Here is an 11,920-nt window from a genome sequence, read left to right on the forward strand (position 1 = left end):
TGCCGATCATAAATTCCTTTATACCGTAAATTCTGTGCATGGAAAGGAATAATTTGGATTTATTGTCGTTCAACATCATTCTAAACAGCCCGGAATACCATAAAAAATAAAAAATATACGCCAATTAAGGCGCATATCTCTTTTATTTCGCTGCAGCCGAACTGAATTTTTTCTGAATGGACAGTAAGCGGATGGATAGAGTTATGGCTCCGGCAGAAAGGCCGGCGATCAGCCCGATCCAGTAGCCGAAAGCTCCAAACTCAGTGAATCCCGCCAGCAGGTAGCCGACCGGTAAACCGATCACCCAATAGGAGATCAATGCCATGATGAATGTGATATTTACATCCTTATAACCCCGCAGTGCTCCCTGCACAGGGGCCTGGATGGCATCGGATAACTGAAACAGCGCTGCAAAAACAAGGAATTGGACAGCAAGCTCGATAACTGCCGGATCGGATGAATACAATTGTGCAATCGGTTCGCGCAGGAAGAAAAGAATGCTTGCTGAAACAAAACTGATCACGACAGCTGTTCCGACGCTGAGCCAGCTGTATTGTTTGGCATCCCTGAAACGTCCGGCCCCTACTTCATAACCGACGAGTATGGTTGCCCCCATCGAAATGCTGAGCGGCAGCATATATAGAAGAGACGTGAAATTCAGGGCGATCTGATGCGCTGCAATCGTTACAGTGCCATAAACGGCCAGCATAAAAGTCACTGCCGAAAAAATGCTCGTCTCTGCGAAAATGGAAATGCCAATCGGGACCCCGATGCGGCTGATTTCCTTCCAGCGGGTGAGTGATACCTTCTCCCAGTTCCGGAAAATCCCGTAACCGGAAAAAGGGCTCTTTGTATGGATAATGAAGGCTGCAATCATCAGAATCAGCCAGTAAGTGATGGCGGAGGCAAGACCTGCCCCGGCACCTCCAAGTTCAGGGAAACCGAAATTCCCGAAAATGAAAAGATAGTTGAAAAACACATTGATTGGTGCAGACAGCAGCGTGATCACCATGGTGACGCGGGTGGCGCCAAGCGCATCGATATAGGAGCGCAGCGCATTATAGACGAATAACGGAATGAGTCCGATGCTCATGGCAAATATATAGCGGCCGGCGACATCCGCCACAACGGGTTCAAGATTCATCAGGCCGAGAAGTGAATCGATGAAAAAGAAAAAGAACAGGAAGACGATCATTGCCAGCAGTATGGCCAGATAAATCCCTTGCTGGACAGCTTCTTTGACACTTTCTTTTTTCTTGGCTCCCATCAATTGTGCTACAATTGGAGTAATGGACATTAATATTCCGGCGAGTCCGATATAGACCGGGACCCAGAATGAGGAACCGATTGAAACGCCGGCCAGATCCTGTGTTCCATAGCGCGCTGTCATATAAATATCGAAAAATGTTACCATGTACATAGCAATCTGCGTTACCAGTATCGGCAAAACAATTTTCATCAATAGCTTGATTTTTTCAGTTTTCGTGCGTGTTTCGTGCATGATTCATCCTCCTGATATGCAAAAGCTCTAAGCAAATAAAAACTAGTATAGCATAGAACAAACCCGATAAGCCTTCAGAAACTGGAAGCAATATGACAAATTATAAACTTGAAAGTAGGATCTTTGAATGACTAAACAAACAATTATACTGACCGGCGGCGGAACTGCCGGTCATGTTTCGCTTAACCAGGCGCTGATCCCTGAAATCATCGGCATGGGTTATGACGTTGAATACATTGGATCAAAAGAGGGAATAGAAAAAGAACTGATTACAGGTTCTTACCCGGATATAAAATACCACGCTATATCCAGCGGGAAACTGAGGCGCTATTTTTCCGTGAAGAACTTCACGGATCCTTTCCGCGTTACAGCGGGGCTCGCACAGGCGATGAATATCATCCGCAAAACGAAACCCGCTGCAATCTTTTCAAAAGGCGGTTTTGTCTCTGTGCCGGTGGCGATGGCCGGGAAAATGATGGGCATACCTGTCATCATCCATGAATCGGATGTGACGCCAGGGCTGGCAAATAAAATTGCAATGCCTTTTGCAGACCATATCTTTGCAGTGTTTAAGGAAACAATGCAATATGTGCCAAAAGAAAAATCCACCTGCACCGGCTCAGTCATCCGCAGTGAATTGATGGAAGGTTCAGTCGTGAAAGGCCGCGAAATCGCACAGTTAGACAAGGAACTGCCTGTATTGATGGTAATGGGCGGGAGCCAGGGGTCCGAAGTGATCAATACGGCTATCCGCTCGAATCTGCAGGAGCTGACCCGGACCTTCAATATTATCCATCTTTGCGGAAAAGGCAATATCGACCCGGCACTGCAGGAAGTGGACGGCTATCGCCAATTTGAGTATGTCACCCATGAGTTGCCGGATCTTTTGCATATGACGGATTTTGTGGTGTCCCGAGCAGGCTCCAATTCCATTTTTGAATTCCTGGCGCTGAAAAAGCCGATGCTGCTGATTCCATTGTCGCGGCAAAAAAGCAGAGGCGATCAAATCTTAAATGCGGAACTTTTCCGCAATAACGGTTTTGCGCTGGTCCTTGAGGAAGAGGAGGCAAATCCTGAGAATTTCCTGAAAGCATTGGAACAGCTCAAAGCCGATGAAGAACTTTTGATTGAAAAAATGAATGACGCAGAGCCGCCGAAAACCGCCTATGAAATGGCGAAACTGGTTATAGCGCATGCGAAGAATCGCTGAAATTGGAGTGAGAAATATGAAAGTTGTTTTGGAGAAAGTCCATGGGTCGATGAATACTTTTTATATGCTGGATGGTCCTGAAAGAGACGATTATAACGAACTCGCATTGCAGCTTTGCGGGATTGACGCAGGAGTGGACGGGCTGCTGGTAATTTTGCCATCCCAGTCGGGACACGCCAAGATGCGGGTTTTTAACCGCGATGGTTCGGAAGCCTCGATGTGCGGCAACGGCCTTCGCTGTGTGGCCCGCTATGTGTGCGAGAAAGAAGGCATCCGGGAAGCGGTCATTGAAACGATGAAAGCGGATTTGGCAGTCAGAAAAGAAGACACGCTGATGGAAGGCATCGAAACCTATTCCGTCCAGATATCGCCGGTTTCATTCGAGCTGAAGGATCTGCCGATGGAGTACGGGGGCCGGAGTGAATTGATCCTCGAGCCGATTCCTGAAATTTCGGGAGATATCCCATTTACAGCTGTGGCAGTACCGAATCCTCATTTGATCGGCATTGTTCCAAAAGAAATTCAGCAGGATGAATCGCACCAGCAATACTGGGCTGAGAAATTCAACGGCCCGAACGATTATTTCGCTGACGGGGTTAATGTCAGCTATGTCACGAAGCTCGACCAGGGAATATTTGTAAGGACGTTTGAACGCGGCGTCGGGTTTACCAATGCATGCGGAACCGCGATGACGGCTTCTGCACTTGTCAGCTGCCTGGCTGATTTGGTTGCTTTTGGGGAAGTGGCTGTTTATAACCCCGGCGGCATGGTGAAATGCACTGTCGAAAAAGAAGGGGCTCTGTACAATTTATTGCTGACTGGAAATGCGACACGCATTTCACTGCATGAATTTGATTGGGCTGCTGACAGGGAGAACAGTGGATTTTTAACAACTGAAACGCTGGAAGAACAGCGGCATTACAAGAAATTTACGGAAGAAATTTCCGCTGTCGTGAACCAATTAGGTTGAAATTGAGAGGAAAATGGATTGTTTTGCCAATGAAAGCGCTTTACATTTTGATATGTGAATAAATTCACTGAAAAGCATTGTTTTTTCTATTGGAAGTAGTAAGATTGATATGGAAAATTGTTCTTCAATGCATTGAACGCCTTCCGTTTGGTGTATGGCGGTTTGCGTGATAAAATATGGAAGACGTATGTATTTATAGGACTGCCTTTAAGGCAGAATAGTTGGAGGTTTTTTTATGTCTAGCAATTATTCAGATTCAAAATCCCCATGGAGTTCCATTACTGGTCCTAACTTGGGGTATGTTATGGAAATGTATGACATTTATCAGGAGACGCCGGAATTGCTTGATCCGGAATTCGCAGAGCTATTCAAACAATACGGACCTCCTGCTGATTCTGCCGCTGCCACACAGCCTGCGGCCACTGCAGAAGTGAAGACTGATAAATTTGGAAAAGTTCTTGCAGCCATCCAATTGGCTGAAGCCATTCGTGCCCACGGCCATCTGGCGTCGGATATTTATCCGCTGAAAGATCAGCCGCGCGATACGGAACGTTTGGAGCTCTCGTCTTACGGGCTGACTGAGCAGGACTTGAAGGAAGTGCCGGTTTCATTGCTGCTGGATAATGCACCAGCTGATATCAAAGACGGATTGGCTGCCATCAATTACCTGAAATCGCTTTATACCGATAAAGTGGCTTTCGAATTTTCGCATATTGTCCAGCCCCAGGAACGCAGCTGGCTGCAGTCGAAAATCGAAGCGGGAGAAGTTAAACAGCCGCTTGACGCCGACAAGAAAAAACAGGTTTTGGAATTGCTGACACGCGTTGAAGGCTTTGAGAAATTCGTTCACCGCACATTTGTCGGCCAAAAACGCTTTTCAATAGAAGGCGTTGATACACTGGTTGTGTTAATGGACGAACTTGTTCGTCAGTCGGAGACAGCGGGTACAGAAAAAATCATGATCGGGATGGCGCATCGCGGTCGTTTAAATGTGCTTACCCATATCCTGAACAAACCTTATGAGATGATGTTTGCCGGATTTGCGCATGTGCCGGATGAAGAATTCCTGCCGGAAGATGGTTCTTTGGAAATCACCAAAGGCTGGTACGGCGACGTGAAATACCATATGGGTGCTTCCTATAAATCACCAAATGGCACAAACATCAAATTGGCCTATAACCCTTCCCACCTTGAAATTGTGGGGCCAGTGGTTGCCGGACAGACGCGCGCTGCCCAGGAAATGACGCAGCAGAGCGGACTGGCGCCGATAGATGCCAATAAGGCATTTGCCATTACGATTCACGGAGACGCTGCGTTCCCGGGACAGGGTGTCGTTACGGAAACGTTGAACTTCAGCCGCATCCGCGGATATCAGACAGGCGGTTCGATCCACATCATCGCCAATAATCTGATCGGCTTTACGACGGAGCAATACGATTCGAGATCGACTCATTATTCTTCGGATCCGGCAAAAGGCTATGAAATTCCGGTCATCCACGTCAATGCTGATGAACCTGAAGCAGTCATTGCGGTTGCAAGACTTGCTTTTGAATACCGCCAGAAATTCGGCAAAGACATTTTGATCGATTTGATCGGTTACCGCCGCTACGGCCATAATGAAATGGACGAGCCGCTTGTGACAAATCCGAAAATGTACCACGGAATCCATGAGCACGGCACGGTCCGGGAAATTTACGGACAGAAACTGGCAGCCGAAAATACGGTTTCCGAAGAAGATGTGAAAAAGCTGGACAGCGACATTATCGCTGAAATGCAGCAGGCTTATGACCGGGTCAGAGAAAAGAAATCCGATGAAGTCCATGAAATTGTGATTCCTGAAGCCATTATGAAAGGCTTCCCTGAAGTTCCGACAGGCGTCGACAAAGACGTACTGACGAAGATGAACGAAGAACTGCTGTCATGGCCAAGTGATTTCTCGGCGTTCGGCAAGCTTGCCCGTATTTTGAAACGCCGTGAAGATCCGTTCAACGGCAAAGGCAAAATTGACTGGGCGCATGCAGAAACATTGGCATTCGGTGCCATTCTGCAGGACGGCAACCCGATTCGCCTCTCCGGCCAGGATGCACAGCGCGGAACATTCGCACACCGCCATCTGGTGCTGCATGATGACAAGAATGGCAACCAGCTTGTACCACTGCACCATATTTCAGATGCCAAAGCGTCGTTTGTGGTTTACAACAGCCCGTTAAGCGAAGCTTCGATTGTCGGTTATGAATATGGCTATAATGTGGAAAACGATAAAGCGCTCGTTATCTGGGAAGCGCAGTACGGCGACTTCGCGAATATGGCGCAAATGATGTTCGATCAGTTCATTTCTGCAGCCCGCGCAAAATGGGGCCAGAAATCAGGATTGGTCATGCTGCTTCCGCATGCTTATGAAGGACAGGGACCGGAGCACTCAAGTGCCCGTCTTGAACGCTATCTTCAAAATGCAGGAGAGAACAACTGGACAGTAGCGAACCTTTCAAGCGCTGCAAACTATTTCCATATTCTTCGCAGACAGGCGAAGATGCTGGGGGAAGAATCAATTCGCCCGCTGATCATCGTTACGCCGAAATCATTGTTGCGCCATCCACTGGTTGGTGCCGATGTTGAAGATTTGACGCAAGGCCATTTCCAGACAATCATTGAGCAGCCTGGCATGGGACAGGAAACGGATAAAGTGGAACGTCTTTTATTCGCCAGCGGCAAAATGGCCATTGATCTGGCAGAACGGGTGAAAGACGGCTCAGAGTATACGGATATGCACATTGTCCGCGTTGAGCAGCTTTATCCGTTCCCGGCGGAAAAAATCCAGGACGTCATCAAGCGCTACCCGAACCTGAAAGAACTGGCGTGGGTACAGGAAGAACCGAAAAATATGGGGTCATGGTCATTTGCTGAACCACAGCTGCGTGAAATCGCAGATGGCATTGATATAAATTATTACGGCCGCATCACTCGTTCAAGTCCGGCGGAAGGTGACGGAGAAACGCATAAAGTGGAACAGGCACGCATCATAGATGAAGCACTTGCTAAATCTTGAGCATAATCTAAGGAGGAATTTTTTGTGGCAGAAATCAAAGTACCGGAATTAGCAGAATCGATTACAGAAGGAACGATTGCCCAGTGGCTTAAACAGCCAGGCGATACAGTGGAAAAAGGGGAATTCATCGTTGAGCTTGAAACAGATAAAGTAAACGTTGAAGTCATCTCTGAAGAGGCTGGAGTTGTTCAGGAGCTTATGGCTGCTGAAGGCGACACTGTTGAAGTTGGACAAGTCATCGCAATCGTTGGAGAAGGTTCTGGCGAAGCTGCAGCACCTGCACCTGCACAAAAAGAAGAAGAAACAAAATCCGTTGGGGTTCCAGCGGAATCATCAGCGCCTGCTACAATGGAAGCTGTTGAAAAAGCACCGGCTGTTGAAGAGCAATCTTCTTCCGACCGCACAATCGCAAGCCCGGCTGCACGCAAACTGGCACGAGAAAAAGGCATCGATCTTGCTGCAATTTCACCAGTAGATCCAATGGGCCGCGTACGTGTTCAGGACGTTGAAGCACATGGATCGAAACCGGCTGCAAGTGCACCGGCTAAAACTGAAGCGCCTAAAGCTGCTGCAACAGGTGCCTCGTCTGACGAAGAAAGCGGACGCGTTGTCCGTGAGAAAATGTCAAGACGCCGCCAGACTATCGCTAAGCGTTTGCTTGAAGTAAAACAGTCTACAGCGATGCTGACTACTTTCAACGAAATTGACATGACGAACGTTATGGCGCTGCGCAGCCGTAAGAAAGATGACTTCCTTAAAAACAATGATGTGAAACTTGGCTTCATGTCATTCTTCACAAAAGCGGTCACTGCCGCACTTAAGAAATATCCTTACGTGAATGCTGAACTTGACGGCAATGATGTATTGCTGAAACAGTTCTATGATGTGGGTATTGCGGTTTCTACAGAAGAAGGCCTTGTTGTGCCGATCGTCCGGGACACGGATAAGAAGAACTTCGCAGAAATCGAAGCGGCTATCGGCGAACTGGCGACTAAAGCGCGCGATAAGAAACTTTCGATTGCTGATATGACAGGCGGTTCGTTCACAATCACGAACGGCGGCGTATTCGGTTCATTGATGTCGACTCCAATCCTGAATGGTACGCAAGTCGGAATTTTGGGTATGCACACTATCCAAAAACGTCCGGTTGCAGTCGGCGACAATATCGAAATCCGTCCGATGATGTACGTGGCTCTTTCATACGACCACCGTGTCATCGATGGAAGCGATTCTGTCGGATTCCTGAAAATGGTCAAAGATTTGATTGAAAATCCTGAAGATCTATTGCTTCAAGGTTAATAAAAACACGAAAAAGATCCGTCTTCCGGCTGCCATGCCGGAGGGCGGATTTTTTTGGAATCAGGAACTGGTTTGATGAAAAATGAAGTTTCATTATAAAATTCTGCGCAGGGGGAGCTCTGCGTTGCAGTCCCCCCATTTTTTTGTCATGATTGGAAGAGAAGAGCCAAAGGGCGGTTGAGTGGAATGAACCTATCATTTTTTATGGAGCTAGTGAAAGAGTATGGATACATCAGCATGTTCATCTTCAACTGGTTGTTATTGTTCGGCATGCCGATACCAAATGAAGTGGCGGCAGCATTCTCGGGAGTGCTGACTGAGATTAGTTATTTCAAGCCGGTTTACGCATTCCTTTCTGCTTATCTCGGCTTGATCACCAGCAATACATTCGCTTATTTTATCGGACGTTTTTTCGGACAGAAGCTGTTGGACCGTTTGAACAGAACAAAATTGAGAAAACCGGTGCATAATTTCTCTGACTTCTTACAGAAACACGGCGAAATCGCCATTTCGCTGAGTTTCTTTTTGCCTGGCATACGCTGGGCAATGCCTTATGTTGTCGGCGCCAATAATTATCCATTCCTGCGGTATGTATGTTTTGCCTACACGGCAGGTTTCATCTGGATGATGGTCTATTTCAATCTGGGAAGGACATTTCCATATGCCTACAAATCGATTCTGGAACATTTACAGGGTTTCCTTATCCTGCTTTCCGTGATTATTGTGATTTTGTTAGTTGGCAGATATTTATACAAAGAGCGGAAAATGAAGAAATAATAGACGGCATTCGAGGGCATTTGAAAAATGGCGCTGTTTTCCTTATACTAATAGACAGAGACATACAGAAAAGGATGAGGACTGTGATTCACAACGAATGGCTGACGAAAGAAACAATCCGTACGGTAACCTGCAAGCACACAGATGCTGCGAAATTCCTGGTATCGAACGTGCTGACTGCCGGCAAAACATATGAAGTGAAAAATGAAACCGAAGAATTTCTTTTTGTTGTGGATAACACAGGAAAAATCGGCGGTTTCTATAAAACGTATTTCGAATAAAACAGGAAAAGGCAAACCGATGCGCGCTCATCGGTTTTTTCTATGGAAAGAGGGCTGTATATGGATTTTATTGAAAAGGAAATCAACGAACGTAATGGACGGACGCATGAGGGCTTCGAAAAATTGATCGGTACGGGAGGTTATATTGCACCGGATGAAAATCTTTGGAATGATGTGATGGCAGCGGTCGTTTTGCGGAAACCCGTTCTTTTGAAAGGGCCGACCGGAGCCGGAAAGACACGGCTTGCTGAATCGATTTCAGCGGTTTTCAACCAGCCGATGCAAAGCATCAACAGTTCAGTCGACCTCGATGCGGAAGCGCTGCTCGGATTCAAGACGCTCGTGCAGCGGGACGGCCAGAGCCGCATCGAATTTGTCGAAGGACCGGTTGTCACAGCAATGAAAAAAGGGCATCTCCTGTATATAGATGAAATCAATATGGCAAAGGCCGAGACGCTGCCGATATTACATTCGGCACTCGATCACCGGCGCATGATGACCAATCCTTTCACCGGGGAAGTGATTGAAGCGCATCCCGATTTCGGCGTGATTGCCGCGATCAACGAAGGCTATATCGGCACAGCTCCGATGAACGAAGCGCTGAAAAACCGCTTTATCGCGTTTCCGGTTCCGTATCTGACAGGTGCTCAGCTGTCGGATTTATGGTCACGCGAATTTCCGGACGCCGATCCGAAGCTGAAGGAGTTTATGCTGAATCTGGCGAAGGACCTTATGAAACAGGTCGAAAATGGGTTGCTGTCGGAAGAGGCGGCTTCCATCCGGAGCCTGCTGGATGCGACAGCGCTTGCAGCCCATATGGACCCGATGCGCGCCGTCGATTACGCCATCGCGCAAAAACTGGAAGATGAAAGCGAACGGGATCTGTTCATGGATTTAGCGAATACCTGGAAAAAGTAGGTGGAAGTGAATGGCATCTGTAAACCGCTTTATTCAATTCAATAATGAAACGATCGATACAAAACTGCTGTACCAGCTGGAGAGGCTGGCAGGGGCGCTTTCAGATGCGCCGTATCTGAAAGTGACGACCCGCAAGCTGATGGAATTCCGTCCGGCAGAATCGGCGATTTCCGTCAGCGTGTTCTGGCGCCACCGGCCGAAAAAAGTGGAACGCCAGGGGTATCTGTCTGATATCTACCTGCTTGGCAGCGGCTACTGGAGAAATTTCAGTCTGCCGGTATGGAAACGCTTTGCCAGTGAACATTCGCATGTCCCGTCTCTGCGTGAACAGCTGCTGTTATGTGCGGAAGAATTCCGCCTGACGGAAAAAATCATGGGCGAACGTCCGGGAACAGCCGCCGCTTTCAAGGTGCGAGAGCAGGTTTACACGGATTACCACCGGGACCAGCTGGCACAGAACCTGAAAAAAGGGTTTATTGCCGATGCCTTCCTGAATTCGGCTTATTTGAGCCTGCGCGGCATTGAAACGAATGCGGACGGCGATTGGGATGCCGTGCAGCTGATTTGGAAAGGCATGTTTGATGCGCGGTCAACCAGGGATTCAGCGTCTGTTGTCGATGGAATGTCCGGTCGCCTGGAATATTTGCTGAAAGCCGATATGGTCCACACGTATTATACGTTCGGCGAATCCGCTGAAAAAATGCCGCCGTTTCATTATCATGAAGGCATCGAAGCGGATAAAGCGGAGCAGCCTGAAGAAATTGAAACGATTGAAGAATGGTTCCAGTCGTGGCACCGGGAAAATGAAATGACGGATGTGCCGGCGATGGAATTTGAACTGGAGCGCGGCGATTCACAGCTCGCTACAGGGGGCAGGGAAGAAGCGGGTGCAGACGAAGTGCAGCAGACCGGCAGAGGCGATTCAAGCGGTGAGCACCTGGAAGACAATGACGCTGAAGACCGTGACATGGACAGCGGGCCGAAACGGGCGGGAGGCAAGTTCGGCCGGGCGAACGAGCAGGTGGTATTTCACGAACAGCGCTTGTCGGTAAAAGGTGATCACAGCCGCCAAATTGCCGACTGGCGGCGGAAGCAGTCCCCTTATGTCCGTGCGCTTCTGAAGGAATTGAAGAAACGCATCACGCAGCGCCATCAGGATTACCGCACCAATTTGAATGCGGGCAGATTGTCGAAAAACCTGCTGCCGCTGGTGATCGAAGAGCGGCCAAAGCCTTTTTACCGGAAATCGGCACCGTCGAAAGAATTGGATGCCGTCTTTTGTTTATTGATCGACGGGTCGGCTTCGATGGTCGATAAACTGGATGAAACCAAGCAGGCCGTGCTGCTGTTCCATGATGTGCTGCGGAACCTTGGCATCCCGCATGAAATTGTGCTGTTTTACGAAGATGCTTACGAAGCGAGCGACAGCGAACAGCCGAATTATTTCGAATGGATGCATAAATTTGAAGACGGCCGGCGGGATCATGCCCAGGAAATCGCGTCGTTTGAAGCGCATGAAGATAACCGGGACGGCTTTGCTATCCGCTGGATGACAGACCGCGTCAAACGCCGCCACGAGAAGCACCGTTTCCTGCTGGTGTTTTCAGACGGCGAACCGTCAGCCTATAATTACGCCGAAAACGGAGTCGTCGATACGGCGAGTGCCGTGGCGGAAGCGAAAAAGGAAGGCGTCGAGCTGCTGCACCTGTTTCTCAGCAGCGAGCCGATCACTGAAGAGCAGGCGGCTTTTTACCGCATGATGTACGGCAATAAATCCGTCAGCGCCGATTCGCTTGAGCATTTCGTCGACCAGACGCTGCGCCTGCTGAAACGGACGCTGCATTTGGTGATTCAGTCGGGATGATTTTTAGAATTTAATTTGAAACCCATATTGCGCAAAACAGCTTTGCTTTCCTGG

Annotated in this window: 9 protein-coding genes; 8 read left to right on the forward strand and 1 reads right to left on the reverse strand. The window is 48.4% G+C overall.

Going from position 1 to position 11,920, the window contains the following annotated elements:
- Positions 1–142: 142 nt before the first annotated feature.
- Positions 143–1,501, reverse strand: a complete 1,359-nt coding sequence (locus tag KW93_RS13695) for an MATE family efflux transporter (RefSeq protein ID WP_033543597.1) — start codon at positions 1,499–1,501, stop codon at positions 143–145.
- A 127-nt stretch (positions 1,502–1,628) separates the two neighbouring features.
- On the opposite strand from KW93_RS13695, the gene KW93_RS13700 reads away from it, so the two are divergent.
- The 8 genes from KW93_RS13700 (at position 1,629) to KW93_RS13735 (ending at position 11,866) form a co-directional block, all read left to right on the forward strand.
- Entirely contained in the window at positions 1,629–2,711 is a 1,083-nt protein-coding gene (locus KW93_RS13700) for an undecaprenyldiphospho-muramoylpentapeptide beta-N-acetylglucosaminyltransferase (protein ID WP_033543598.1), read from the forward strand.
- A 16-nt stretch (positions 2,712–2,727) separates the two neighbouring features.
- Positions 2,728–3,681, forward strand: coding sequence for a diaminopimelate epimerase (dapF, locus tag KW93_RS13705; protein WP_033543599.1), 954 nt, complete (start codon positions 2,728–2,730; stop codon positions 3,679–3,681).
- Between the two features lie 235 nt (positions 3,682–3,916).
- Positions 3,917–6,727, forward strand: coding sequence for a 2-oxoglutarate dehydrogenase E1 component (locus tag KW93_RS13710; RefSeq protein ID WP_033543600.1), 2,811 nt, complete (start codon positions 3,917–3,919; stop codon positions 6,725–6,727).
- A gap of 24 nt (positions 6,728–6,751) precedes the next feature.
- Complete coding sequence (odhB, locus tag KW93_RS13715; RefSeq protein WP_033543601.1) at positions 6,752–8,026, forward strand: 2-oxoglutarate dehydrogenase complex dihydrolipoyllysine-residue succinyltransferase; 1,275 nt, start codon at positions 6,752–6,754, stop codon at positions 8,024–8,026.
- A gap of 186 nt (positions 8,027–8,212) precedes the next feature.
- Positions 8,213–8,803 (forward strand): DedA family protein, encoded by a 591-nt coding sequence (locus KW93_RS13720; protein WP_033543602.1) that lies wholly within the window; start codon positions 8,213–8,215, stop codon positions 8,801–8,803.
- 83 nt (positions 8,804–8,886) lie between these two features.
- Positions 8,887–9,084, forward strand: coding sequence for a DUF6501 family protein (locus KW93_RS13725; RefSeq protein ID WP_033543603.1), 198 nt, complete (start codon positions 8,887–8,889; stop codon positions 9,082–9,084).
- A 60-nt stretch (positions 9,085–9,144) separates the two neighbouring features.
- Positions 9,145–10,002 carry an ATP-binding protein gene (locus KW93_RS13730; RefSeq protein ID WP_052131633.1) on the forward strand — a complete coding sequence of 286 codons (858 nt, stop codon included), beginning with the start codon at positions 9,145–9,147 and terminating at the stop codon, positions 10,000–10,002.
- A gap of 10 nt (positions 10,003–10,012) precedes the next feature.
- Entirely contained in the window at positions 10,013–11,866 is a 1,854-nt protein-coding gene (locus KW93_RS13735; RefSeq protein ID WP_033543605.1) for a vWA domain-containing protein, read from the forward strand.
- The last annotated feature ends 54 nt before the right edge of the window (positions 11,867–11,920 follow it).

Source organism: Planococcus sp. CAU13 (assembly GCF_000775575.1).
GTDB lineage: Bacteria > Bacillota > Bacilli > Bacillales_A > Planococcaceae > Planococcus.

Coding starts and splice junctions, on each gene's coding strand:
- KW93_RS13700 (WP_033543598.1), top strand. CDS start 1,629: ATGACTAAACAAACAATTATACTGACCGGCGGCGGAACTGCCGGTCAT.
- KW93_RS13730 (WP_052131633.1), top strand. CDS start 9,145: ATGGATTTTATTGAAAAGGAAATCAACGAACGTAATGGACGGACGCAT.
- KW93_RS13735 (WP_033543605.1), top strand. CDS start 10,013: ATGGCATCTGTAAACCGCTTTATTCAATTCAATAATGAAACGATCGAT.
- KW93_RS13695 (WP_033543597.1), bottom strand. CDS start 1,501: ATGCACGAAACACGCACGAAAACTGAAAAAATCAAGCTATTGATGAAA.
- dapF (WP_033543599.1), top strand. CDS start 2,728: ATGAAAGTTGTTTTGGAGAAAGTCCATGGGTCGATGAATACTTTTTAT.
- KW93_RS13720 (WP_033543602.1), top strand. CDS start 8,213: ATGAACCTATCATTTTTTATGGAGCTAGTGAAAGAGTATGGATACATC.
- KW93_RS13710 (WP_033543600.1), top strand. CDS start 3,917: ATGTCTAGCAATTATTCAGATTCAAAATCCCCATGGAGTTCCATTACT.